This window comes from Ramlibacter tataouinensis (genome assembly GCF_027941915.1).
Classification (GTDB): domain Bacteria; phylum Pseudomonadota; class Gammaproteobacteria; order Burkholderiales; family Burkholderiaceae_C; genus Ramlibacter; species Ramlibacter tataouinensis_C.
The window spans coordinates 3,453,929-3,478,455 of record NZ_CP116009.1; the positions used below are offsets into that span (position 1 = coordinate 3,453,929).

The 24,527-nt window shown below is 68.9% G+C and carries 20 protein-coding genes; 16 read left to right on the forward strand and 4 right to left on the reverse strand.

Going from position 1 to position 24,527, the window contains the following annotated elements; all coding sequences use genetic code 11:
• The first annotated feature begins 24 nt into the window (after positions 1–24).
• From PE066_RS16515 to PE066_RS16560, 10 genes are all read left to right on the forward strand, one after another.
• A complete protein-coding gene (locus PE066_RS16515; protein ID WP_271233621.1) occupies positions 25–1,260 on the forward strand; it encodes a CaiB/BaiF CoA transferase family protein in 1,236 nt (411 codons plus the stop codon).
• Positions 1,257–2,819 (forward strand): acyl-CoA carboxylase subunit beta, encoded by a 1,563-nt coding sequence (locus PE066_RS16520; protein ID WP_271233622.1) that lies wholly within the window; start codon positions 1,257–1,259, stop codon positions 2,817–2,819. Before PE066_RS16515 ends, PE066_RS16520 begins: the two co-directional genes overlap by 4 nt.
• A 1-nt stretch (position 2,820) precedes the next feature.
• Positions 2,821–4,197, forward strand: a complete 1,377-nt coding sequence (locus PE066_RS16525) for an acetyl-CoA carboxylase biotin carboxylase subunit (RefSeq protein WP_271233623.1) — start codon at positions 2,821–2,823, stop codon at positions 4,195–4,197.
• On the forward strand, positions 4,194–5,795 hold the full coding sequence (locus PE066_RS16530; RefSeq protein ID WP_271233624.1) for an acyl-CoA carboxylase subunit beta: 1,602 nt from the start codon (positions 4,194–4,196) through the stop codon (positions 5,793–5,795). The genes PE066_RS16525 and PE066_RS16530 overlap by 4 nt, the downstream gene beginning before the upstream one ends.
• 28 nt (positions 5,796–5,823) lie before the next feature.
• Positions 5,824–6,834, forward strand: a complete 1,011-nt coding sequence (locus PE066_RS16535) for an ABC transporter substrate-binding protein (protein ID WP_271233625.1) — start codon at positions 5,824–5,826, stop codon at positions 6,832–6,834.
• Between the two features lie 8 nt (positions 6,835–6,842).
• Positions 6,843–7,667, forward strand: a complete 825-nt coding sequence (locus PE066_RS16540; protein WP_271233626.1) for an ABC transporter ATP-binding protein — start codon at positions 6,843–6,845, stop codon at positions 7,665–7,667.
• The gene (locus PE066_RS16545) at positions 7,664–8,503 is read left to right on the forward strand and encodes an ABC transporter permease (protein ID WP_271233627.1); all 840 of its coding nucleotides are present in this window, start codon (positions 7,664–7,666) and stop codon (positions 8,501–8,503) included. The genes PE066_RS16540 and PE066_RS16545 overlap by 4 nt, the downstream gene beginning before the upstream one ends.
• Before the next feature lie 9 nt (positions 8,504–8,512).
• Positions 8,513–9,832, forward strand: coding sequence for a hypothetical protein (locus tag PE066_RS16550; RefSeq protein WP_271233628.1), 1,320 nt, complete (start codon positions 8,513–8,515; stop codon positions 9,830–9,832).
• 5 nt (positions 9,833–9,837) lie between these two features.
• Positions 9,838–11,217, forward strand: a complete 1,380-nt coding sequence (locus PE066_RS16555) for an MmgE/PrpD family protein (protein ID WP_271233629.1) — start codon at positions 9,838–9,840, stop codon at positions 11,215–11,217.
• Between the two features lie 301 nt (positions 11,218–11,518).
• On the forward strand, positions 11,519–12,391 hold the full coding sequence (locus PE066_RS16560; protein ID WP_271233630.1) for a Bug family tripartite tricarboxylate transporter substrate binding protein: 873 nt from the start codon (positions 11,519–11,521) through the stop codon (positions 12,389–12,391).
• 31 nt (positions 12,392–12,422) lie between these two features.
• Here the strand turns inward: PE066_RS16560 and PE066_RS16565 are convergent, their stop codons facing one another.
• A complete protein-coding gene (locus PE066_RS16565) occupies positions 12,423–13,376 on the reverse strand; it encodes a LysR family transcriptional regulator (protein WP_336298432.1) in 954 nt (317 codons plus the stop codon).
• Here PE066_RS16565 and PE066_RS16570 point away from each other — a divergent pair.
• From PE066_RS16570 to PE066_RS16580, 3 genes are read left to right on the forward strand one after another with little or no spacing between them, the layout of a single operon-like run.
• Positions 13,369–16,275 carry a molybdopterin oxidoreductase family protein gene (locus PE066_RS16570; RefSeq protein ID WP_271233631.1) on the forward strand — a complete coding sequence of 969 codons (2,907 nt, stop codon included), beginning with the start codon at positions 13,369–13,371 and terminating at the stop codon, positions 16,273–16,275. The genes PE066_RS16565 and PE066_RS16570 overlap by 8 nt on opposite strands.
• Positions 16,275–16,952: a 4Fe-4S dicluster domain-containing protein gene (locus tag PE066_RS16575; RefSeq protein WP_271233632.1), complete on the forward strand. Its 678-nt coding sequence runs from the start codon at positions 16,275–16,277 to the stop codon at positions 16,950–16,952. Before PE066_RS16570 ends, PE066_RS16575 begins: the two co-directional genes overlap by 1 nt.
• Entirely contained in the window at positions 16,949–17,878 is a 930-nt protein-coding gene (locus tag PE066_RS16580; protein WP_271233633.1) for a dimethyl sulfoxide reductase anchor subunit family protein, read from the forward strand. Before PE066_RS16575 ends, PE066_RS16580 begins: the two co-directional genes overlap by 4 nt.
• Before the next feature lie 37 nt (positions 17,879–17,915).
• Here the strand turns inward: PE066_RS16580 and PE066_RS16585 are convergent, their stop codons facing one another.
• Positions 17,916–18,737: an IclR family transcriptional regulator gene (locus PE066_RS16585; protein ID WP_271233634.1), complete on the reverse strand. Its 822-nt coding sequence runs from the start codon at positions 18,735–18,737 to the stop codon at positions 17,916–17,918.
• Between the two features lie 78 nt (positions 18,738–18,815).
• Between PE066_RS16585 and PE066_RS16590 the strand changes: the two genes are divergently transcribed.
• Positions 18,816–19,733, forward strand: a complete 918-nt coding sequence (locus PE066_RS16590) for a LysR substrate-binding domain-containing protein (protein WP_271233635.1) — start codon at positions 18,816–18,818, stop codon at positions 19,731–19,733.
• Between the two features lies 1 nt (position 19,734).
• On the opposite strand, the gene PE066_RS16595 is transcribed toward PE066_RS16590, so the two are convergent.
• Together PE066_RS16595 and PE066_RS16600 are read right to left on the reverse strand one after the other, a co-directional pair.
• Positions 19,735–20,817, reverse strand: a complete 1,083-nt coding sequence (locus PE066_RS16595; RefSeq protein ID WP_271233636.1) for a CaiB/BaiF CoA transferase family protein — start codon at positions 20,815–20,817, stop codon at positions 19,735–19,737.
• Positions 20,814–22,061, reverse strand: a complete 1,248-nt coding sequence (locus tag PE066_RS16600) for a CaiB/BaiF CoA transferase family protein (protein WP_271233637.1) — start codon at positions 22,059–22,061, stop codon at positions 20,814–20,816. Before PE066_RS16600 ends, PE066_RS16595 begins: the two co-directional genes overlap by 4 nt.
• Before the next feature lie 250 nt (positions 22,062–22,311).
• Here PE066_RS16600 and acdA point away from each other — a divergent pair, with 250 nt between their 5' ends.
• Positions 22,312–23,529 (forward strand): 3-sulfinopropanoyl-CoA desulfinase, encoded by a 1,218-nt coding sequence (gene acdA, locus PE066_RS16605; RefSeq protein WP_271233638.1) that lies wholly within the window; start codon positions 22,312–22,314, stop codon positions 23,527–23,529.
• Complete coding sequence (locus PE066_RS16610) at positions 23,526–24,518, forward strand: NADPH:quinone oxidoreductase family protein (RefSeq protein ID WP_271233639.1); 993 nt, start codon at positions 23,526–23,528, stop codon at positions 24,516–24,518. The genes acdA and PE066_RS16610 overlap by 4 nt, the downstream gene beginning before the upstream one ends.
• The last annotated feature ends 9 nt before the right edge of the window (positions 24,519–24,527 follow it).

Genomic DNA, 24,527 nt, shown 5'->3' on the forward strand with positions numbered 1-24,527 from the left:
CACAAGAAATTGGAGACAAGCAGCATGGCAGTGAGCTGCGGACCCCTGGAGGGCATCCGGGTCCTGGAACTGGGTTCGAGCGTGGCCGGCCCGTTCTGTGGACGGCTTTTCGCCGACTTCGGCGCCGAGGTCATCAAGGTCGAGGTGGCCGAGGGCGACGCGGTGCGCAGCATGGGCAAGCGCGTCGATGGCAAGTCGCTCTACGCGGCCAGCATCTTTCGCAACAAGCGGCTGATCTCGGTCGACCTGCGCACGGACGCCGGCCGCACGCTGGTGCGCCAGCTCGCCGAGAAGAGCGACATCCTGGTGGAGAACTTCCGCCCCGGCACGCTGGAGCGCATGGGACTGGGCTACGAGGCGCTGAGCCGGGCCCACCCCGGGCTGATCATGGTGCGCATCAGCGGCTTCGGCCAGACTGGTCCCTATGCCGATCGCGCCGGCTATGGCGCTATCGGCGAAGCCCTCAGCGGCTTGCGCCACCTCACCGGCGATCCGGACCGTCCGCCTTCGCGCATCGCCGCCTCCGTCACCGACGAGATCACCGGCATCTACGGCTGCATGGGCGCCATGATGGCGCTGTGGGCGCGCCAGCGCACCGGCCAGGGGCAGGTGGTGGACGCCACCTTGTTCGAGTCGGCCTTCAGCCTGATCGAGCCCCACGTCCCGGCCTACGCCAAGCTCGGCATCGTCGCCAATCGGGCCGGCGCACGGCTGCCCGATTCGGCGCCGAACAACACCTACGTCACGCGCGACCGGCGCTACATCCACGTCACCGCCATGGGCGACGCGGTGTTCGTGCGGCTGGCGAACGTGATCGGCCGGCCCGAGCTGGCCGACGACCCGGCCTACAGGACCCAGGTCGCCCGCTCTGCCAACGAGGAGACGCTCGACGGAATCATCGGCGGCTGGATCGAGGCACGGCCCCTGGACGAGGTGGTACGGACCCTGAACGAGGGCGGCGTGCCCTGCGCCCCCATCTACACGGTCGCGGACATCTTCGAGGACGAGCACTTCAAGGCGCGCGACATGCTGCTCGACGTGCCCGACGACACGCTCGGCACGGTCACCGTGGCCGGTGTCGTTCCCCGCCTCAGCGGCACCCCCGGCCGGGTGCGCCACGCCGGCGGCTCGGTCGGCGACGACACCGCAGCGGTGCTGCGCGACGTGCTGGGCCTGGCCGACGAGGAGATCGAGCGCCTGCAGTCCGACCGAATCATCCACGCGCCCGCCCGGGCGCGCGCAGCACAGGAATCCGAATGAGCAACCCAGTTCCCGACAAGCAGCAGTTCAAGCGCAACCTCCACGAGGAATTCGAGGCGCGCCGCCGCAAGGCGCTCGCCATGGGTGGTGCGGCCAAGCTGGAAAAGCGTGCGGCGGCCGGCCTGCTCAATGCGCGCAGCCGCATCGACCGCCTGTTCGACCCCGGCACCTTCACCGAGAACGGCCTGTTCGCCACCTCGCTCCATTCGAAGGCGGAAGAGGAGCGCACGCCCGGCGACGGCAAGCTCACGGGCTACGGCAAGATCGACGGCCGCTGGGCGACGGTCGTGTCCAACGACTTCACGGTGCTGGGCGCCTCCAGCGGCGCCACCAACGTGAAGAAGATCGCCCACATGAAGCGCGTGGCGACCTCGCGCGGCATGCCCATGGTGTTCTTTGGCGAGTCCTCCGGCGCCCGGCTGCCCGACACCATGGGTGCGCGCGGCATGGGCCTGGGCCTGGGCAGCGATCCGACCCAGTACCAGCGCATGCGCGAGACGCCCTGGGCCGCGTCGGTGCTGGGCTTTTGCTACGGCTCCTCCTTCCTCTACACCTGCTGCTCGGACTTCCGGGTGATGCGCAAGGGCGCGGTGATGGCGGTCTCCAGCCCCGGCCTGGTCGAACTGGCCACCAACGAGAAGATCACCCCGGAGGAACTGGGCGGCTGGCAGGTCCATTCGGAGGTCACGGGCCTGATCGACCAGGTGGTCGACACCGACGAGGAAGCGGTGGACGCGATCAAGCGCTTCCTGTCCTACCTGCCCTCGCACCACAACCAGCTGCCTCCGGAGGTGGCGGTGACGCCCGGCTCCGGCCGCAAGATGGCCGACATCCTCGACCTGCTGCCGGCCAGCCGCTCGCAGGTCTACGACATGCGCAAGATCATCGCGGCCGTGGCCGACGAGGGCTCCGTCTTCGAGATGAAGCCCAAGTTCGGCAAGACGGTGGTGACGGCGCTGGCTCGCCTGGGCGGCAAGACGGTGGGGTTCATCGCCAACAACCCGTTCTTCAAGGGCGGTGTGCTGGATGCCGACGCAGCCGACAAGGCGATCGGCTTCATGGTCACCTGCGACTCCTTCAACATTCCCCTGGTGCTGTTCGTCGACACGCCCGGTTTCGTGATCGGCTCGGAAGCCGAGAAGAAGAAGGCCACCGGCAAGATCGTCAACTTCATGAACGCGCTGCAGCTGGTCACGGTGCCCAAGCTGTCGGTGATCATCCGCAAGACCTTCGGCCAGGCCTACCTGAACATGGGCGGCGGCCGCAACTCCGACGAGGTCGCCGCCTGGCCGACGGCGGAAGTCAGCTTCATGACGCCCCAGTTCGCGGTCACCATCGTCAACGGCACGCGCCCGGGCGACCCCGGCTTCGAGGAGCAGCTCGAGCAAATGAACCGGGACAACAACGCCTACGAGATCGCCCGGACCTTCGCGGTGCAGCACGTGATCCGTCCCGAGGCAACGCGCGACTACCTGATCAACATGCTTGAGATCCACGCCCTCAAGCTCACCGGCGGCATTGGCCAGCACCTGATGCGCGCGTGGCCCACGAGCTTCTGACATGGCCTCCTTCCAGAAAGTCCTGGTCGCCAACCGCGGCGCCGTCGCCTCCCGGGTGTTCCGCGCTCTGCACGGGCTGGATATCCGCTCCGTGGCCGTCTATTCGGACGTCGATCGCGAATTGCCCTACGTGGCCGAAGCCGGCCAGGCGGTGCACCTGGGCGGCTCGGCGCCGCGCGAGAGCTACCTGTCCATCGACCGGGTGCTGGCCGCCGCCGCCGAGTGCGGCGCCGATGCCATCCACCCCGGCTACGGCTTCCTGGCCGAGAACGCCGAGTTCGCCCGCCGCGTGATCGACGCGGGTCTGCGCTTCATCGGTCCGTCGCCGCGCTGGCTGCACGACATGGGGCACAAGACCCAGGCGCGCCGGCTGGCGCAGCAGTGGGGCCTGCCCACCGGTGCCGGCACCGACGTCGTCGATCCGGCCGACCCGGCGCTGCCCGGGCGCGCGGCCGCGATCGGCTATCCCGTCATGGTCAAGCCCGCGGCCGGCGGCGGCGGCATCGGCATGATGCGCGTCGAGACGCCGGAGCAGCTGGCCGATGCGCTGCGCTCGGCCCGTTCGGCCGCCGAACGCGGCTTCGGCGTGGGTGACGTCTACCTGGAAAAGCTGATCCGCACGCCGCGCCATGTGGAGATCCAGCTGCTCGGCGACGCCCACGGGCACGTGGCCCACGTGTTCGACCGCGACTGCTCCGTGCAGCGCCGCAACCAGAAGGTGATCGAGGAGGCCCCGGCGCCCGGCATCGCGACGCAGAAGCGGCTGGAGGTGCTGCGCCGCTCGGCCGCCGCGCTGGCCGCCGCCGGGTACGACAACATCGGCACCCTCGAGATGCTCATGTCGTCCACCGGTGAGTTCAGCTTCCTGGAGATGAACACCCGGCTGCAGGTGGAGCACGGGGTCAGCGAGGAAGTGACCGGGGTCGACCTGGTGCGCGGCCAGATCCGCAGCGCCGCCGGTGATTCGCTGGCGAGCATCCTGCCGGGAGAGATTGCCGTCCGGGGTCACGCGATCGAGGCGCGGGTGTGCGCCGAGGACCCGATGCGCTTCTTCCCGTCGGTCGGCAAGCTGGAGGTGTTCAGGCCGCCCCGCCACGCGGGCGTGCGCGTGGAGACCGGCTACGGCGAGGGCAGCACGGTGACCCCGTTCTACGACTCCCTGCTGGCCAAGGTGATCGTGCACGGCAAGGACCGCGATGCCGCCATCGCCGGGCTGCAGGAGGCGCTCGGCGCCTTCGAGGTGCGCGGCGTCAAGACCAACATCCCGGCCATCCAGATGGTGCTGGCCAGCCAGGAGTTCCGCAGCGGCCACGTGCACACCGGGCTGCTGCAGGAACTGCTGGACCGCGCCAAGGCCGCTTCGAAGGTGAGCGCATGAGCAGTACGGCATCCATCAACCCGGCCGCCGGCAGCGCTTCCTGGGACCAGGAGATCGGCGAGCTCCAGCAGCGCCGCCGGTGGGCCGAGGCGCTGGGCGGGCCCGAGGCCGTCGCCCGGCACGTGGAGAGCGGCCGCCTCACCATCCGTGGCCGCATCGACGGCCTTCTCGACGCCGGTTCGTTCCAGGAGGTCGGCAAGCTCACCGGTTCCGGCGTGTACCGCGACGGCCGGGTGCAGTCGGTGCTACCGGCGCCTTACGTCATGGGCCTGGGCCGCATCCGCGGCCGGGCGGTGGCGGTCGGCGGCGAAGACTTCACGGTCCGCGGCGGCACCAGCTGGGGCGCCGACCGGCGCAAGGGCGGGCAGGGCGGCTTCATCGAGGATTTCGCGGCCAACTACCGCATCCCGCTGGTCAATCTGATCGACGGCGCGGGCGGCAGCGTGGCTTCCATCAAGAAGCGCGGCCATGCGGTGTTCCCCGGCGTGCACGGATTCGAGAAGTCGGTCGAACTGATGGGCCTGGTGCCGGTGGTCAGCTGCGTCATGGGCGTGGCGGCAGGCGGGCCAGCCGGCCGCGCCATCCTGGCGCACTGGTCGGTGATGGTGAGCGGCCAGAGCCAGGTGTTCGCGGCCGGTCCGCCGGTGGTGCAGCGCGCCATGGGCCTGGCCGTCACGCGCGAGGAGCTGGGCGGATCGGCCATCGCCGTGGACAAGGCCGGCACCATCGACAACGCCTTCTCCAACGAGGCGGACGCGCTGCGCGCCATCGGCGATTTCCTTTCCTACCTGCCGCAGAACGTGTGGGAAATGCCCCCGTGCATCCCCTGCGACGATCCGGTCGAGCGGGCGGACGAGGCGTTGGCCACCATCATCCCGCGCGACCGGCGCAAGCCGTACGACATGCGGCGCATCCTGCGCGGCGTGTTCGACCGGCAGTCGCTGTTCGAGATCCAGCCGACCTGGGGCAAGGGCATCATCACGTGCTTCGCGCGGCTGGGCGGCCGTCCGGTGGGCGTGATCGCCAACAACCCGATGGTGTACGGCGGCGCGATGGATGCGCGCGCGGCGCGCAAGCAGGGCCACTTCGTGGAGCTCTGCGACACCTTCCACGTGCCCATCGTCTACCTGGTCGACCAGCCCGGCTTCCTGGTCGGGCCCGGCGCCGAGGCCGAGGGCACGCTGCGCGACGGCATGCGCGCCGTCTACATCGGCATGCAGGCCACCGTCCCGGCGCTCACGCTGGTGGTGCGCAAGTGCTACGGCATGGCGGGCATGGCCGCCTGCGACAAGGCCGGCATCAACTTCAAGATTGCCTGGCCGAGCGCCGAGATCGGCAACCTGCCGGTGCAGGGCGGCGCGCGCGCTGCCTTCCGGCGCGAGATCGAGGAGTCGCCCGACCCGGCGGCACGCGAAGCGGAACTCGAGGCGGAGCTGCAGGCGCTGACCTCGCCGTTCCGGATGGCCGAGGCGTTCGCCGTCGAGGACATCATCGATCCGCGCGAGACGCGCGCCTACCTGAACCGGTTCGTCGAAACCGCCTATTCCACGCTTGCGAGCCGGCTCGGCCCCAAGCCGCGCTACGGCGTCAGACCCTGACCACAGACCCACCAAGAAGGAGACAAGCATGCACCACCGAATCCACCGCACGCTGGCCGCTGCCGGCCTCATGCTGACACTGGCGTTCAACGCCGCAGCGCAGAACACGCAGGTCGCGCCCGGCCTGACCGTGGAGCAGTTCCCCAAGGTCACGGGCGAAGTGCACCTGGCGCACGGCTTCGGCCTGATCTACGGCGCCATGCCGGTGGCGCGCCAGCTCGGGGTGATGGAGAAGGTGTTCCCCAACGCCAAGGTGACCTGGCAGAACATCTTCACCACCGCACAGCAGCGCGATGCCATGCTGGCCAGCCGGCTGCACATCGGCTCGTGCACGCCCGGGCCCTACCTCTCGTCCTGGGACAAGGGCGTGGACATGGTCTGGCTCCAGACCACCGGCGGCTTCGACGGCTACCTCATGGTCCGGCCCGACGGGCCGAATGCGGTCACCGACTTCATCGGCACCCAGATGAAGATGTCGCCCGGCCCGAACACCGCGCAGTACTTCACCGTGCAGCAGGCCCTGCGCAAGGCCGGCAAGGACGTGAAGGCGCTGGATCGGAACTGGGCCAACCTGCCGCATCCGGACGCGATGCAGGCGCTGGTGGGCAAGCAGCTCGACGGGCACTTTGCCACCGCCGACTTCGCCCTGCGCCTGCAGGACATGGGCATGAAGAAGATCGCCAGCATCAAGGACACCTGGGGCAGCCTGTACGCCGTGGGTGCCTGCACGCTCGGCAAGATCGCCAAGGAGAACCCGGACCTGGTCCGCGGCTATGCGCAGGCGCTCAAGCAGACCGTGGCATGGATGAATGCCAACCCGGAGAAGGCTGCCGAGATGCTGAGCAAGTCGGTGGAGAACAAGGTGCCGGCGGCCGAGTTCGTGAAGTACCTGAAGTCCAGTGTGTACCAGAGCTACACCACCGATGCCGACCTCAAGACCCAGGCCCAGGCGATGAAGGCGTTCGGCGCCATCAGCAAGGAGCCCAAGGACGCCCGCGACTTCTACGCCTATCCGAACGAAGCGGGTGCAAAGTGGTAGGAGTGGCCATGCGCATGATGCACGACAGCGCGCCGGCAGCGCCGGTGCACGCTGCGGAAGCGGCGGCCCAGGTGGAAATCGACCACGTCACGATCGAGTTTCCCAAGCCCCGGGGCGGTGGAACCGTGCTGGCGGTCCAGGACGTCTCGGTGAACATCCGCAAGGGTGAGAAATTCGTGATCCTCGGTCCGTCGGGCTGCGGGAAGTCGACCCTTCTTACGGCGATCGGCGGCTTCATCCCCGTGACCGGCGGACAGATCCGGGTCGCCGGCGAAGTGGTTCGCAAGCCGAACATGAACCGCATCCTGGTGTTCCAGGACTTCGGCCAGCTGCTGCCCTGGCGCACCGTCGTGAGCAACGTCGCCTGGGCGATCGGCAAGCGGTGGCCCCACATGAAGGCGGCCGAGGTCCAGGAGCGGGCCCGCCACTACGTGGACGTGGTCGGGCTGTCCACCCAGGCCGACCAGTACCCGAACACCCTGTCGGGCGGGCAGAAGCAGCGCTGCGCCATCGCCCGTGCCTTCGCGGTCAAGCCGGGCATCCTGCTGATGGACGAACCGTTCGGCGCGCTCGACGCCATCAACCGCGAAAAGATGCAGTTCGAGCTGAACCGCCTCTGGGGCGCGGAGGAAGAGAAGGTCACCATCGCCTTCGTGACCCACGACGTCAACGAGGCGGTGCACCTGGGACATCGCATCATGGTGATGAGCCGAGGCCCGGGCCGGCTGCGCGAACTGGTGGACAACCCCAGCGTGGGCCAACCCCCGCACGACGCCAGCGCCTTGCGCCTGGTGGATGACCTGCGTGAACTGCTGAAGGATGCCAAAGCATGAGCTCCGCCACCTCGCTGCCGCTGCGTTCGGCCGCCTCGTTCTCGCTGTCGCGCCTGCTGGGCGGCGGCACCACCAAGAAGTTCATCGTCATCCTGGCGCTGTGCGCGGCCTGGGAAGGCGCGGTGCGGCTTTTCGACGTCAACCCGCTGCTGTTCCCGCCGCTGACCACGGTGGCTGCCAAGCTGCTCTCGGGCCTGGGCCTGGGCGGCAACGGCGAGCTGTGGCGCTACATCTGGGAGACGCTGTCGGTCATCCTGCAGTCGTTCGGCATCAGCATGGCGCTGGCCATCGTGATCACTGGGCTGGCGGTCGCCAACGGCTGGGTGCGCGAGACCCTGAGCGTGCTGACCGGCATCTTCCAGCCGCTGCCGTCGATCGCGCTGCTGCCGATGGCGATCCTGTGGTTCGGCTTCACCCGCGAGTCGCTGGTGTTCGTGGTCGTCATGGCGATGGTCTGGCCGATCGCATCCTCGCTGACGGTGGGCTTCGCCACCATCTCGCTGACCCTGTTCCGGCTTGGCCGCAACTACGAGCTGGGGCATATCCGGCTGATGACCGAGATCCTGCTGCCGGCCGCGCTGCCGATGATGATCTCCGGCCTGCGGGTCGGCTGGGGCTTCGGCTGGCGCACGGTGGTGGCGGCCGAACTCGTGTTCGGCGCCACCGGCTCCGGCGGCGGCATCGGCTGGTACATCAACAACAGCCGCCTGTTCATGAACATCGTCGACGGCTTCGCGGGCATCCTGCTGGTGATCGTGGTGGGGCTGCTCACGGAAAGCCTGTTCCGGCTGGTGCAGTACTTCACGACCCACAAGTGGGGCACGGAGAACTTCTGAACGCACGGCGTGCGTGACGCTGCGAGGCCGCTGGCCGCCAGCCTGCTGGCGGCCCTCTGGCTGCTCGAGGAGTTTCACATCGCCAGCGGCGGCGCGCGGGTCGCCGCGCAGCTGTCCCTGGCGGTGCTGTGCGTCTACTTCGTGGCGGGCTTTGCGGTCGCCCGGACCGCGGTACGGGTGGTGGCCGCCATTGCCCTGCTGGCCGCAGGCCTGCTCGCGCTGCAGTTCGGCATCGCCGGCTCGCTGCTGAGCGGCGCCCGCTCGGCGGCGCTGTTCATCGCCTTTCTCGCCACCATGCAGATGCTGAAGGTCGGCATCGAACTGCGGCCTGGCCTGGAGCGCATCCGGCGCGAGCACGAGGCGCTGGCCAGCCGCGAACAACACGACGCCATGCTGCTGCGCTCCTGGCTGGCCGGTTCCATCTTCGCTGCCGGGACGCTGGCCATCGTGGCCCCGCTGGTCGGGCCCGAGCGGGCGCCGGCGGAGCGCCGCCTGCTGGGCCAGAGCGCGCTCCAGGGCGTCGGGCTGGCCCTGCTGTGGTCGCCCTTCTTCGTGGCAATGGCGGTATGCCTCAAGCTCTCCGCCGGCATCACCCTGGGCGCGGCGCTCGCCAATGGCGTGGCGATGGCGCTGCTGGGCCTCGTGATTTCGCACGTGGCTTTCGGCGGCCGCCTGCGCGCCGCCTGGGTCGCCCCGCTGTGGCGCGTCTTCGTGGCCACGATCGCCATGGCGCTGGCCATCGTGGTGATGCACCGGACCCTGGGGCTGAGCAACTCGGAAGCGATCGTGGTTGGCGTGCCGCTGGTGGCCTTGCTGACGGCCTTCCAGGCCGTGAAGACCAGCCCGAGGTCGGTCGCGCTGCGATGGCACGCCTCGCTGGAGGCAATCGCGGCGGAAGCGCTGGTGGTGAGCGCTTCCCTGATCCTGGGCGAGGTGATCAAGGACCTGCTGGCGCTTGGCGTGGTGCGCCTGCCGGCCGGCATGCTGACCTGGCCCGAGCCCTTTCTCATCGTGTGGCCGGCACTGGTGATGGTGGCGCTATCGGTCGCCGGCTTCCATCCGATCATCGGCGCCAGCCTGCTGTTCCCGCTGCAAAGCTCGCTGCCGATGCTGCATCCGGTGGTGGCCGCCGGCAGCGTGCTCACCGGCTGGATGCTGGCCATCCTGCTGTCAACCTTCGCCGTCCCCGTGATGTTCGCCGCGACCCTGTTCCGGGTGGCCCCACGGGAGCTGGTGCTGGGAGCCGGGCTCCGGTTCGCCTTGCTGTACACGCCCGTCGCCTGGTTTTACCTATGGATCCTCAACTTCCTGCTGGGAGCGAATCGGTGAGTCCCATGAGCCATTTCAGCCTTCATCTCGCGGAGTTCGCCGCCACCTTGCGGTTCGACGACATCCCCGCGGCCGCTCGCGAGGCGGCCTCGCGCAGCCTGCTCGACATCCTCGGCGTCGCGATCCGCGGCCGGCAGCACGAAGTGGCCGTGCGCGGGCTCGATGGCGCTCGCGCATTGCAACGGGGCGAAGGAAGCGCGGTCGTCTGGGGTACGCGGGAGCGGCTGCAGCCGCTCGCCGCCGTGATGGCGAACGGCATCGCGGCGCACGTGGACGACTTCGACGACACGCACAGCGACGCCATCGTGCACGGCAGCGCGGTGATCGCGCCGGTCGTGCTGGCCCTCGCGGCCGAGCGCGGCGCATCCGGCCAGGACCTGCTCGCCGCCTTCGTGGCCGGCTGGGAAGTGGCGGCCCGCGTGGGGCTGGCCGCGCGCGGCAGCTTCCACCAGCGCGGCTTCCACACCACCTCGATCGCGGGCATCTTCGGTGCGACCGCCGCCGCGGCGCGGCTGATGGGCCTCGATGCGCAGCGCACCGCGCACGCACTGGGCCTGGCCGGCAGCCAGGCCTCGGGGATCAACGAGTACCTGTCCAACGGCTCGTCGTCCAAGACGCTGCACTGCGGCTGGAGTGCCCAGGGGGCCATCGTCGCGGCCACCCTGGCCCGGGCGGGCATGACCGGGCCCATGAGCGTGTTCGAGGGCCGCTACGGGCTGCTGCGCGCGTACGGCCTTCCCGAGCGCGCCGACCCGGCGGCGCTCGACCGGGGACTCGGGTCGCAGTGGGAGGTCACGCGCATCTCCATCAAACCCTATCCCTGTTGCCACTACGCGCATGCGTTCGTCGATTGCGCCGGCCAGCTGCTGGACCGCGGCGTCACCGTGGAGCAGATCGGCTCGATCGAGTGCGTGGTGCACGAGCAGCAGGCGCCGATGGTGTGCGAGCCCGTGGCCGACAAGCTCGAACCCGCGACCCCCTACGTCGCCAAGTTCAGCCTGCCGTTCCTGGTTGCCGCGCGCCTGCTGGACGGACGGATCGAGCATGCGACGTTTGCGGCCGACAACCTGCGGCGCCCCGACTTGCTCGCGCTGGCCCGGCGGGTGGGCTACCGGATCGCCGCCGAGGGCGAGACGCGCTTCCCGGAGACGTTCCCCGGCCGGCTGGTTGCCACGCTCGCGGACGGCCGGCAGGTCGAAGAACGGCTGGACGTCAACCTGGGCCACCCCGGCCATCCGCTGTCCTTCGACCAGGTGGTCGCCAAGTTCAGCGCAAACGCTACCGCCGCCCTGGGCGCAGCAGGTGCGGCTCGTGTCGTCGCCAGCGTGCGGCGGTTGCCGGAGATCGACGCTGCGTCCCTCGCGGCCGCGCTGGTGCCGAACTGATCGCGCACAGGTACCGGCATGCCATGCCCGAGGGCGAGCGAGCTTCCGGTTCGTTTGACCCCGGTGAACGCGGTCTTCGGAATTCTCGAATTCTCCCGGGCCGGCCGCGTCCTTAGACTGGCCGCGCCAAGCTCTGCCGCCCGAGCTGCGCGGCGCTCGGCGCATACAAGAACAGGAGACAACGATGTCGAAGAATCTCAGCAGGCGCCGCCTGCTCGTCGGCGCTTCCCTGGTAGGGGCCGCACCGGCGCTTGCGTGGGCGCAGTCCGAGAAGTGGCCGTCCCGGCCCGTGAAGGTTGTCGTGGGATTCCCGGCAGGGCAGGCGACCGACATCATCGCGAGAACCTTCTCCGATGAACTCGGCCGCGACCTCGGCCAGAACTTCATCGTGGAGAACCGGCCGGGTGCGGGCAGCATGCTCTCGGCCCAGCTGGTGATGAAGGCGCCGGCCGACGGCTACACGCTGATGTGGGGCGGCAGCGGGAACCTGGGCATTGCGCCCTACCTCTACAAGAATGCCGGCTACAACCCGGTGGCCGACTTCGACACCCTCATGGTGAGCGGCATCGTTCCGATGCTGCTGGTCGTGAATGCCGATTCCGAGTTCAAGAGCTTCGACCAGCTGCTCAAGGCCATCCGTTCGCGCCCGCTCAACTACGGCTCCGGCGGAAGCGGCGTGACCAACCACCTGGCCACCGAGCTGCTCAAGCTGATGGCCAAAGTGAACATCGATCACGTCCCCTACAAGGGCGACGCGCCCGCGCTGCAGGACCTGATCGGCGGGCAGTTCAACTTCATGTTCGCCAGCCTGCCGGCATGCATCGGCCAGGTCCGTGCCGGCCGGCTGCGGGCATTGGCGGTATCGACCGCCAGGAGGCTGACGGCGATCGACATCCTGCGCGATGTCCCGGCCGTCTCCGAGCACGTGCCGAACTACGAATGCGTGGCATGGACGGCGCTCGTCGGCCCCAAGGGCCTGGCGGAAGACGTCAAGGTGCGGCTCGCGGCCGGGATGAAGAAGGTGATGCAGAACGCCGCCGTCACGTCGAAGTTCGAACAGATGGGCAACTTCGTCGATCCAGGCATGACGATCGAACGCAGCCGGGAATGGATCAGGTCGGAAGGCGAGAAGTTCAGCCGGATCATCTCCGAGGCGAAGGTCTCCGTGACCTGAGAGAGAGCAGGCGCGGCAGGCCGCGCCTGCTTCACCCCATGCAGTACCGCACGAAGCCTTCGGCGGCGGAGCCCAGCTTCTTGGAGCGGTGCCGCACGATCGAGAGCGTCCGCTCGATGGCAGGAAAGCTCGTGCCCAGCTGGACCAGCCATCCTTGTGCAATGGCATCACGCACCGCGAGCTCGGAGAGGCAGCCCAGGCCGATGCCGGCCGCGACGGCGCGCTTGACGGCTTCGTTGGTGCTCAGTTCCAGCTCCACCTGCATCTGCGGCAGATGAGGGATCAGCCATCGGTCGCACGCTTCCCGCGTCCCCGACCCGGGCTCACGCAGCACCCAGCTGGCGCTGGACAGCTGGCGACCGCTGAGCCTGCGGGTGCCCATGGGGTGGCCGGGTGCGGCGATGATCACCATGTGGTCGGTGCGCCACCTGCGCACGGTCAGCTCCCGGTGGGTGTGCGAGCCTTCGATGAAGCCGACGTCGGCCCGGAATTGCGTCACCGAGTCGAACACGTCGTGCGTGTTGGCGATCTGCACCATGGCGTGGCTGCGCGGATGCGCGGATTTCCAGCCGGCGATCAGCTCGGGCAGCAGGTACTCGCCGATCGTGTAGCTCGCGGCAAGCCGCAGGGGCGCGGCATGTTCCGCGGTGAACAGCGCCTGCGCCTGGGCGGCGTCCTCGAGGATGCCGGCCGCCTTCGGCAGCAGCGCGCGTCCGTTTTCGTTGAGCAGCAGCTTGCGGCCGACGCGGTCGAACAGCTGAATGCCCAGGGCCGCCTCGAGCTCACCCAGCGCGTTGCTGGCGGCCGACTGCGAGCGCGAGATCTCATCGCCGGCGGCACGCGTGGTCCCGCCGCGCGCCACGGCGGCGAACACTTCCAGCTGACGCAGCGTGAGCCTCAGGCGTTGATCGATTTTCTGCGTCACGGCAACAAGAATTATTCGCCAAGCACATCTGCGATTCCCGGAGCATAAGCCGATGTTCAAGTTTCTCTCCCGAGAGCCGATCCACGACCCGACGGCCAGCACGACCGCCGACACGGAGGTCAGGACGACCACCTGCTACATGTGCGCGTGCCGCTGCGGGATCCGGGTGCACCTGCGCGAGGGCGAGGTGCGCTACATCGACGGGAACCCCGAGCACCCCCTGAACAAGGGCGTGATCTGCGCCAAGGGAAGCTCGGGGATCATGAAGCAGTACTCGCCCGCGCGCCTGACGCAGCCTTTGCTGCGCAAGCAAGGGGCGGCGCGCGGCGAGGGCGAGTTCGAGCCGATCTCCTGGGAGCGCGCATTCGAGATGCTCACCGAGAGGCTCGGGAAGATCCGTGCCACGGACCCGAAGAAGTTCGCCCTGTTCACGGGCCGCGACCAGATGCAGGCGCTCACCGGCCTGTTCGCGCGCCAGTTCGGCACGCCCAACTACGCGGCGCACGGGGGCTTTTGCTCCGTCAACATGGCCGCGGGAATGATCTATACCGTGGGCGGCAGCTTCTGGGAGTTCGGGGGCCCGGATCTCGAGCACGCAAAGCTGTTCGTCATGATCGGGACCGCCGAGGACCATCACAGCAACCCGATGAAGATGGCGCTCGGCAAGTTCAAGCGCGCCGGAGGACGGTTCATCTCCATCAATCCGGTCCGCACCGGCTATTCGGCGATCGCCGACGAGTGGATCCCGATCAGGCCCGGCACCGACGGTGCGCTGTTCATGGCGCTGCTGCACGAGCTGATCGCCTCCGGCCTCATCGACCGCCCGTTCCTGCAGCGGTTCACGAACGCGCCCCAGCTCGTGGTGCTCGAGCCGGGCGAGCGGGAGGGCTTGTTCGCCTTCGACCCCGACAACGGGCCGCCGGGCGACGGCCGCCATCCGCACAACAAGCTCGCCTGGGACATGGCCAGCAACTCGGTGGTGCGCGCCTATCCCGAAGGCGTCGAGCAGGGGCGCGCGCTGGCCCTGGAGGGGCACTACCGGCTGCCCGACGGCACGCGGGTGGCGCCCGCCTTCCAGCTGCTGCGCGAGCGCGTTGCATCGACCACGCCCGAGTGGGCCGCCGAGATCACCGGCATCCCGGCGGAACGCATCCGCGGCCTCGCCCGCGAACTGGGGAGCACCGCGCTGCACCAGGCCTTCGAGCTGCCGATCGCCTGGACCGATGCCTGGGGCCGGCGCCACGAGACGACGCAGGCCAGGCCCGTCGCCTTCCATGCGATGCGCGGCCTGGCGGCCCACTCCAACGGCTTTCAGACGGTCCGGGCCCTGGCGGTGCTCATGAGTGTCCTGGGGACGATCGACGCTCCCGGCGGGTTCCGCCACAAGGCCCCGTATCCGCGCCACATCGTGCCGAACTACCGGGCGTTCAACGACCCGGACATGGTCAAGCCGAACACGCCCCTGAATGCCGCGCCGCTCGGGTTTCCGGCCAGTCCCGAGGAACTGGCGATCTGCGAAGACGGCTCGCCGCTGCGAATCGACCACGCCTTCTCGTGGGAGCACCCGTTGTCCGCACACGGGTTGATGCACAACGTGATCACGAACGCGGTCCGCGGGGATCCCTACGAGATCGACACGTTGATGATCTTCATGGCCAACATGGCCTGGAACTCCACCATGAACACGATGGAGGTGCGGGACAAGCTCAATGCCAGGGGAGAGGACGGCAACTACAAGATCCCGTTCCTGGTTGTCTGCGACGCGTTCCAGAGCGAGATGGTGGCGTTCGCCGACCTCGTGCTGCCCGACACCACCTACCTGGAGCGGCATGACGTGATGAGCATGCTCGACAGGCCGATCTCGGAGTACGACGGCCCGGTGGACTCGGTTCGGGTGCCGGTGCTGGAGCCGACCGGCCAGTGCAAGCCGTTCCAGGAAGTCCTGATCGAGCTGGCCTCGCGCCTGAAGTTTCCCGCGTTCACCGGCGAGGACGGTTCGCGCAAGTTCAAGGACTACCCGGACTTCATCGTCAACTACCAGGCGCAACCGGGCGTCGGGTTCCTCATGGGCTGGCGCGGCAAGGACGGCACGCAGCACCTGCGCGGCGAGCCCAACCCGAACCAGTGGGACATGTACGCACGCAACAACTGCGTCTTTCAGTACCACATGCCGCAGGACCAGCAGTACATGCGCAACTGGAACCAGCCCTACCTGGACTTCGCCAAGGACAAGGGTTGGCGGCAGAGGAACGATCCGGTGCAACTCGCGATCTACTCGGACACATTGCAGACGTTCCGTCTCGCGGCGCAGGGCAAGACGACCGGCCGGCAGCCGCCCGATGCGCTGCGGGCGCGGATCGAGAAGTACTTCGATCCGCTGCCGTTCTGGTATGCGCCGCTGGAGAACGAGGCGATCGATACCGGGCGCTATCCGCTGTCGGCCATCACCCAGCGGCCGATGGCGATGTACCACTCGTGGGACTCGCAGAACGCCTGGCTGCGGCAGATCCACAGCCACAACTACCTGCACGTCAATTCGGCGACCGGGCGGGAGGCCGGCATCGAGGACGGCGGCTGGGCGTGGGTGGCGAGCGCCTGGGGCCAGGTGCGCTGCATGGTGCGCTACAGCGACGCCGTCGAGCCCGGCACCGTGTGGACGTGGAATGCCATCGGCAAGGCGTCCGGCGCCTGGCAGCTCGCGCCCGGCGCCGACGAGTCGCGCAAGGGATTCCTGCTCAACCACCTCATCACCGAGGAGCTTCCGTTCGGGCAGGGGCACATCAGCAATTCGGACCCGATCACGGGCCAGGCGGGCTGGTACGACGTGCGCGTGAGCTTGCGCCCGGCGACGGCGCAGGAGCCGGCGGAAAGCTTCCCGCAGGTGGCCGCGGCGCCTCCCGCGCCCGGCGTGCTGGGCGGCGCGCGCAAGGTCCTTGCCTACTTCGCGAAAGAACAATGATGAGCACCGTCCAATCCGCACCCGAAACCCTGGCCAAGCAGCTTGCGCTGGTCATCGACCTGAATGTCTGCGTGGGCTGCCATGCGTGCGTGACCTCCTGCAAGGAATGGAACACCTCCGGCGCCGCCGGCCCGCTCGCGGACCTCAACGCATACGACGAGAAGCCCACGGGGACGTTCTTCAATCGCGTGCAGACGTACGAGGCGGATTCGTACCCGGACACGCAGACGATCCACTTCCCCAAGAGCTGCCTGCATTGCGAGGAGCCCCCGTGCGTTCCCGTCTGCCCCACGGGCGCGAGCTACAAGCGGGCCAGCGACGGCATCGTCCTGGTCGACTACGACAAGTGCATCGGCTGCAAGTACTGCAGCTGGGCCTGTCCCTACGGCGCGCGCGAGTTCGACGAGGAGCGCAAGGTGATGACCAAGTGCACGCTCTGCGTCGACCGCATCTACGACGAGCTCCTGCCGCCGCAGGATCGCAAGCCCGCCTGCGTCAAGGCGTGCCCCACCGGCGCACGCCTCTTCGGCGACGTGAAGGACCCCGACTCGGAAGTGTCCCGGACCATCCGGGAGCGCGGGGGGTATGCGTTGATGCCGGAGTGGGGCACCCAGCCTGCCAACCACTACCTGCCGCGCGTGGTCGCGGCGCCGCCGGCGGCGGAGGACTCGCCGTGAAGCCGGCCGCCTCCATCGTGATCTTCACCACCGTGTCGGGCACCGCCCAGGGGGTTGCGGTGGCGCTTGCCGCCGCGACGCTCGCCGAGAGCGCACCCGCCGCGCTGCGCCCGATGCTGTGGGCGGTAGCGGCGCTGCTGCTGGCCGCGCTCGCGGCGTCGTTCTTCCACCTGGGCCACCCGCTTCGGGCCTGGCGGGCGGTGCTGATGTGGCGAACCTCCTGGATGTCCCGCGAGGTCATCGCCCTGCCGGCCTTCCTGCTGATCGTCGCAGCCTGGGCCTGGCAGGCACCCGACTGGCCAGCGGCCCACCCGGGCCATCAGGTCTTCGCGTGGCTCGTCATCGTGGGCTCGCTGGTGCTGTGGTACTGCACGGCGATGATCTACGCCTCCATCCGCTTCATCCAGGAGTGGGCGCACCCGCTGACCATCGTCAACTATGTGACGCTGGGCCTGGCCTCCGGGCTGGTGGCATGCGGCGCCCTGGCGGTGGCCGCCGGAGAACGGGATTTCGCCCAGGCCCTGGCACCCTGGGCGCTTGCCTCGACGGCGATCGCGTGGTTCACGCGATGGCTCTCGCTGCGGCGCAATGCCAGTCTCAAGCCCCGCTCGACCGTGCAATCCGCGACGGGCATCCCGTCGGCCCGCATCGTCCAGAAGAGCATGGGCATGACTGGGGGGTCATTCAACACGCGGGAGTTCTTCCACGGCGCATCGACCGCGGCCTTGCGGTCGGTCCGGATCGTCTTCCAGGTGTTCGCGTTCGCGATCCCGTTGCTGCTACTCGCGTGGGCGCAGCACGCCGAATCCGGCTCGTTGTGGCTGTTCGCTGTTCTGTCGCAAACCGCGGGCTTGCTGGCGGAAAGGTGGTTGTTCTTCGCCCAGGCGCGGCACCCGCAGAACATCTACTACCAGGTCGTCTCGTGAAGGCCCGACCCGGCCCCCGGCTTCACGCCATGATCACTCATCGATGCTGGCCGGGGAGCTGCGCGCGGGCTGCTGAAGGCGTGAGATGGCCCATTTCATGCGAGATCGCCTCGGCTGCTGCGCGAACGCGCGGGATCGTGCCTCGCACCACGTCGGCGGTCATCCGGTAGACGGGCATCGCCACCCCGACCGAGGCGACCACCTGGCCGGAATGGTCCCAGATCGGCGCGGCCACGCCGCCCATCTCGGGATGGTTCTCGGCCCGCGTCACCACATAGCCGTCCTGGCGCACGCGCTCGAGGATGCGCCGCAACTCGCGCACGTCGGTGACGGACTGGGGAGTGCGCCGCTCCAGCTGGGCGGACAGGACGCGCTCGGCGACTTCTTCGTGATGCGCCAGAATCGAGCGGCCCGTGGCGGTGCACCACGAGGGACTCAGCTGCCCGAGGCGGGTCTGCACCCCGATCGATTTCGGACTGACGACCTTGGCCACGTAGACGATGTCCCCGGAGGGTTCGAGCACGGAAAGGTGCACCGTCTCCCCCGTTTCCGAGCGCAGCCGATCGAGTGTCGGCCGCGCGAGGTTCACCAGGTCGAAGTCGCGCAGGGCGCTGGAGCCGATGCGCCAGGCCTTGAGGGTGAGCGCGTAGAGCCCGGTCGTGCGCGAGTAGGTCGCGAAACCGGTATTCACCAGGGTGGACACCATCCGGTGCACCGTGCCCTTCGGCCGGCGGGTGGCCTGCACCAGCTCGGCCAGGCTCATCGGGCCCTCTCCGCGGCTGAGCGCCTCGAGCACCTCGAGCGTTCCGGCCGCCGCGGCAATGACCTGGTTGCGCGTGAACGCCGTCATGGTCTGCATTGTAGACTCCTATAATCAAGGACGGGTCCGCTATGCAGACGGCCGGATGCGGCGGCTCGCGTGTTGAAGGAATTCGCGTTGCATTTCGATCTCGCCGACCTGCGGCTCTTCCTGCACCTGGCCGAGTGCAAGAACCTCACGCGTGGCGCCAATGCCGCCGCGCTCTCGCCCGCCGCGGCCAGCAGCCGGCTGAAGGCGCTGGAGAACCAGCTGAACGCGCGCCTGTTCTATCGCGACAGCCGCGGCCTGGCGCTGACGCACGCCGGGGAGATGCTGCAGCGGCACGCCCGCGCCATCCTGCGGCAGGTCGAACACGTGCGCAACGACTTCCTTGCGCTCTCCAGCGACAGCGTCGGGCACTTCCGGATCTTCGCCAACACCACGCCGATCACGGAGACCCTGCCTTCGGTCCTGGCCGCCTTCATGAAGGATCGCCCGAACGTCACCGTCGACATCCAGGAGCGGAACACGCGTGAGGTCGTGCGCGGCGTCATCGACAGTGCGGCGGACATCGGGGTGCTGTCCGTCCCCGGCCCCTTCCATGCCGGGGACCTCCAGAGCCGGCTGTTCACCACCGACCGGCTGGTCTTGGCCGCGCCCGAAGGACACCCCCTGAGCGAGCGGGACACCGTGAGCTTCGAGGAATGCCTCAACATGCCGCACGTGGGCTTTCGCGAGAGCACGCTGCAAAGCTACGTCCTCGAGCAGGCCAGCCTCCTGAACCGCAAGCTGAGCATGAGGGTGCTCATGAGCAGTTACGAGACCATGTGCAGCATGATCGCCGCGGGCGTGGGCGTGGGCGTGATGCCGGAGAGTTGCGCCCGCCGGTACATCCGGGCCGGGATGCCGCTGAAGGTGGTTCAGCTCTCGGACTCCTGGTCGCTGCGCGAGCGCCACATCATCTACCGCGACCTCGACGCGCTCCCGCTGTGCGCCCGGGCGTTCGTCGACGCCCTGATGGCGATGCAGGCCCCCGCGGAACGGGAGCACGCCTAGCTCAGGACGACCGGGCCCAGCGGGCGAGGGCCTCGTCGGCGGAGACCCTGCGCGACTCGGCGGCCACTGCCGGCCGCTCGCCGTTGAAACGCGGCGCGGAAGCCGGCACATGGCCGCCGCCCCAGCCGGCAAACGTGCCGCGGGAAGCCAGGTGGGCATCGTGGGGTGCCTCTGCGAGCGACAGCACGGGCGACACGCACGCATCGCTGCCGGCGAAGTGGCGGGCCCACTCGTCGCGGGTGCGGCTTGCGAAGACCTCTTCGAAGCGCTGGCGGATCGCCGGCCAGTTTCGTGAGTCCTTCCTGTCCGGCACGCTGCCCGCCAGGCCCAGGCGATCCAGCAGTTCTTGGTAGAACTGCGGCTCGAGGGCGCCGACGGCCATGAACTTGCCGTCGGCCGTGCGGTACGTGTCGTACCACGGGACGCCGCCGTCCAGCGGGTTGCTGGCACGCTGGTCCGTCCATTGCCCGAGCAGCAGCCGGCCGTAGATCATCGCCATCAGCGCGGCGCTGCCATCGACCATCGCGGCGTCCACCACCTGGCCGCGCCCCGAGGCCTTGACCTGCCACAGCGCCGCCAATACCCCGATGAGCAGGAACGCGCCGCCGCCCCCGAAGTCGCCGATCAGGTTGAGCGGTGGCACCGGCTTGTTTTTGCCGCCGATCGCATGCAGCGCGCCGGTGAGCGCGATGTAGTTGATGTCGTGGCCGGCCTGCTGCGCCATCGGGCCTTCCTGGCCCCAGCCGGTCATGCGGCCGTAGACCAGCTTCGGGTTCAGCTTCAGCGCGGCGTCCGGACCCAGGCCCAGCCGCTCCATGACGCCGGGGCGAAGGCCCTCGAGCAGCACATCCGCTTGCGCCACCAGTCGTTCGGCCGCCTCGCGCCCTGCGGTCGACTTCAGGTCCAGCTCCACCTGCATGCGCCCGCGACGCACCGCTCCCAGCGTGTCGCGTTCCGATGCACTGCCCGGTCGCTCGATCCGGACCACGCTCGCGCCCAGGTCGGCCAGCAGCATGCCGGTCCAGGGGACCGGACCGATCGCGGCGAACTCCAGCACGCGCAGGCCTGACAGGACCCCGTTCATCGTGCGGCCTTCTGCGGATCGCAGGACACGACGCCTTCGGCTTCGAGGGCGTCGATCTCGCGGTCGGTCAGCCTGGCGAGTTCACGCAGGACCCCGCGCGTGTCCTGGCCCAACCGGTGGCCCGACCAGCGGATGCGTCCCGGGGTGCCGGAGAGCTTGGGAACGATGCCCGCGAGCGTCACCTGCCCGAGGTCGTCGTCGGGTGTCCGGACCAGCATGTCGCGCGCCTTGAAGTGAGGGTCGTCGAAGATGTCGGCGATCGTGTAGATCGTCGTCGCCGGGACTTCGGCCGCTTCCAGCGTCGCTTTCAAGTCGGCCGCGTCACGGGTCATCGTCCAGTCCGTGATCAGGCGTTCGATCTCGGCTTCGTTCTGGTTGCGGGCCGCCTGCAGCGCGAACCGGGGGTCGGTGCCGAGTTCGGGACGTCCCATGGCCGATGCCAGCCGCCTGAACACCGCATCGGCCAGTGCGGCGATGTGGATGTAGGTGCCGTCGCGCGTGGGGAACAGCGTGTTCGGTGCGCTGTTCGGGAGCCGGGGGCCTGCCCGCATCCCGACAGTCCCCGTCTTCTCGAAGGCCGGAACGTGCGCTTCCATGAAGCTGAACGCCGACTCGAGCAGGCTGGCATCCACGCACTGGCCCTTGCCGGTCCGCTCGCGCGACAGGACCGCCATGACGGTGCCCAGCGCCGCATAGAGGCCGGTGATGTAGTCCGTCAGCGGCATGGCCACGCGCGACGGCGGCCGGTCGGGATCGCCGATGAGGTGGCGCAGGCCGCTCATCGCCTCGCCGATGACGCCGTAGCCCGGCCTCGCGCTGTACGGCCCGGTCTGCCCGTAGCCGCTGACGCGCGTGAGCACGAGGTCCGGCCTCAAGGCCTTCAGCTCCTCGTACGAAAGCCCCCACTTCTCCAGCGTTCCCGGCCGGAAGTTCTCCACGATGATGTCGAAACCCGGGATGAGCTGCTTGAGGACGTCGCGGCCCTTCGCCGTGCGCAGGTTCAGCGAAATGATCCGCTTGTTGCGCAGGATCGAGGCCGCATAGAGGGACTTGCCGTCCACGCTGTGGCCCAGCTCGCGGATCGTGTCGCCCTCCTGCGCCTCGACCTTGATGACCTCGGCGCCGAAGTCGGCGAGCAGGCGCGCACAGAACGGACCCGACGCGGTGGAGCCCAGCTCCAGGACGCGGTAGCCCGTCAGCGGCCCGCTGGGCGCCGCCTCGGCGCAGGACGATGGATGGTTCATTCCGGATTCACTTGCTGTCGTTGCCGGGAATTCTGTCAGCGCAGGGCCTGCAGCTGAATCCGGATTCGCGGAACGCGGCCTTCGGCCCTGCCGAACGTTCGCCGCCGGGCTGGTCTTCCGCTGCGGTTAACGCTCTCTTCGGATTTGCGGAATTCCCTCGGAGAGCATGCCGCTCCTACACTGGCCTGAGGCAGCGCACGCCGACGACGGCTCACCGTCGCGCGGCCGCCGATTCCGCTCAAAGGCCTCCATGTTCCAACTCTCCGCCGAACAACTCGCACTCCAGCAACGCAGCCGTGAACTCGCCCAGGCCCACTTCGCACCCAAGGCCGCGGAGATCGACCGCAGCGAGGAGTACCCCTGGGACAACGTCGCCCTTTTGCGCGACGCCGGTTTCATGACCATGACCCTGCCCAAGGACATGGGCGGCATGGGGCTCTCCTACTTCGACGCCGTGCTGGTCATCGAGGAGGTGGCCAAGGCCTGCGCGGCGATGGGCCGCATCACGGTGGACGCCACCATGGGTTGTGTCGGTGCCATCCGCAAGTACGGAACCAAGGAGCAGTTCCAGCTGGCGGCCGATCTCCTGAAGGCCGGCGACAAGCCTGCGCTGTGCATCACCGAGCCGCAGACGGGCAGTGCCGCCACCGCCATGACGACGCGGGCCGACCGCAAGGGCGATCACTACGTGCTCAACGGGGAGAAGTACTGGATCACCGGAGGCGGCGTTTCGCGGCTGCACCTCGTCTTCGCCCGCGTCTTCGACGACGGCGTGGAGCAGGGGATCGGTGGATTCATCGTGGTGCGCGACGGCGACAAGCCCGACGGTTTCATCGTGGGTGAGCGCATCTACGCGATGGGCGTGCGCGGCATCCCGGAGACCCACCTGCACTTCAAGGACCTGCTGGTCCACAAGTCCATGCTGCTGATGCCGCCGGAGGGCCTCCGGCGCGGCTTCGCTTCCCTGATGACGGCCTACAACGCCCAGCGCGTGGGCGCCGGCACGGTCGCCCTGGGCATCGCCCAGGGCGCTTTCGAGGAGGCAATCGCTCGGGTCAAGGCGCGCGAGCAGTTCGGTCGTCCGATCGCCGAGTTCCAGGGGCTGCAATGGATGCTCGCGGACATGTCGGTGCAGCTCGAGGCCGCGCGCCTGCTCATCTGGCGTGCTGCGCTCAGCGGCGGCGAGTTCCCCGACATGGACAAGGCGGCGCAGGCGAAGATCTTCACCGCGGAGATGGCGTTCAAGGTGTGCAGCGATGCGCTGCAGATGTTCGGCTCCTCGGGCTACGGCCGGAACCTTCCGATGGAGCGGCATGTCCGGGACGCCCGCATGTTCACGATCGCGGGCGGCACGGCCCAGATCCTTCGCACGCAGGTGGCCAGCGCCATCCTCGGCATGAAGCTGCCGCAGACGCGCATGGGCTACGCCGAGCGCCACCCGGAGCTGAAGTCGGAAGGGCCGCTGTGAAAGCGATCGTTTGTCATGCTTACGGGCCGCTGGAAGCGCTGCGCTGGGAGCGCGCGGAGCTGCCGCAGGTCGGACGCGGCGAGGTGAAGATCGCCGTCCACGCGGCCGGCGTCAACTTCGCCGACACCTTGAAGGTGCAAGGCAAGCACCAGGTCAAGCCGCCGCTGCCCTGGACCCCGGGCGCCGAAGTCGCCGGCCTGGTTCTGGAGGTGGGCGAGGGCGTCGAGCAGTTGCAGGCGGGCGACCGGGTGCTCGGGGTTCCGGACGACCAGGCCGGTGGCTACGCCGAAGCGATCGTCCTGCGGGCGGATCGCGTCCTGCGCCTGCCGGCCGGACTCTCCATGGAGAAGGCGGCGGCGCTGCCCGCCGCCTATGGAACCGCGCTCTACGCGCTCAAGCAGCGCGGCCGGGTCGCCGCCGGCGACCGGGTCCTGGTCCTCGGCGCGGCGGGCGGGGTCGGGCTCGCGGCCGTGCAGGTGGCGGTGGCGATGGGGGCACGGGTCATTGCCGCTGCCAGCACCCCGGGCAAGCGCGACCTCGCATCGCAGCATGGTGCTTCCGCCTGCGTCGACTACACCAAGCCGGAGTGGAGAAAGGAAGTGCTGGATGCCGCCGGGCCGGCCGGCATCCAGGCGGTATTCGATCCGGTGGGCGGCGACCTGTTCGACGAAGCGGTCCGCACGGTCGGTTGGGACGGACGCTATCTCGTAGTCGGATTTGCCGCCGGCCGCATTCCGGAACTCAAGATGAACCATCCCCTGGTCAAGGGCTACGACGTGGTGGGAATCCGCTACGACGTCTGGCGCGACCGGTTCTGGGCCGAAGCGCGCGAGAACCTGGAGCAGGTTCTCGTCTGGTGCGCCGAAGGAAGGGTACGGCCGGTCGTCGCGCGCACCGAGCCGCTGCCAAGGGCCGTCGAAGCGCTCATGGCCATCGCGGGGCGCGAAGTCGTCGGGAAACTGGTCCTGACGGCTCCGGCCGCCGCATGAGGAGAGACA

Bases quoted from the DNA above. Each gene is read 5' to 3' on its own strand.
- PE066_RS16515 (WP_271233621.1), top strand. From the start codon at position 25: ATGGCAGTGAGCTGCGGACCCCTGGAGGGCATCCGGGTCCTGGAACTG.
- PE066_RS16520 (WP_271233622.1), top strand. From the start codon at position 1,257: ATGAGCAACCCAGTTCCCGACAAGCAGCAGTTCAAGCGCAACCTCCAC.
- PE066_RS16525 (WP_271233623.1), top strand. From the start codon at position 2,821: ATGGCCTCCTTCCAGAAAGTCCTGGTCGCCAACCGCGGCGCCGTCGCC.
- PE066_RS16530 (WP_271233624.1), top strand. From the start codon at position 4,194: ATGAGCAGTACGGCATCCATCAACCCGGCCGCCGGCAGCGCTTCCTGG.
- PE066_RS16535 (WP_271233625.1), top strand. From the start codon at position 5,824: ATGCACCACCGAATCCACCGCACGCTGGCCGCTGCCGGCCTCATGCTG.
- PE066_RS16540 (WP_271233626.1), top strand. From the start codon at position 6,843: ATGCGCATGATGCACGACAGCGCGCCGGCAGCGCCGGTGCACGCTGCG.
- PE066_RS16545 (WP_271233627.1), top strand. From the start codon at position 7,664: ATGAGCTCCGCCACCTCGCTGCCGCTGCGTTCGGCCGCCTCGTTCTCG.
- PE066_RS16555 (WP_271233629.1), top strand. From the start codon at position 9,838: ATGAGCCATTTCAGCCTTCATCTCGCGGAGTTCGCCGCCACCTTGCGG.
- PE066_RS16570 (WP_271233631.1), top strand. From the start codon at position 13,369: ATGTTCAAGTTTCTCTCCCGAGAGCCGATCCACGACCCGACGGCCAGC.
- PE066_RS16575 (WP_271233632.1), top strand. From the start codon at position 16,275: ATGAGCACCGTCCAATCCGCACCCGAAACCCTGGCCAAGCAGCTTGCG.
- PE066_RS16585 (WP_271233634.1), bottom strand. From the start codon at position 18,737: ATGCAGACCATGACGGCGTTCACGCGCAACCAGGTCATTGCCGCGGCG.
- PE066_RS16595 (WP_271233636.1), bottom strand. From the start codon at position 20,817: ATGAACGGGGTCCTGTCAGGCCTGCGCGTGCTGGAGTTCGCCGCGATC.
- PE066_RS16600 (WP_271233637.1), bottom strand. From the start codon at position 22,061: ATGAACCATCCATCGTCCTGCGCCGAGGCGGCGCCCAGCGGGCCGCTG.
- acdA (WP_271233638.1), top strand. From the start codon at position 22,312: ATGTTCCAACTCTCCGCCGAACAACTCGCACTCCAGCAACGCAGCCGT.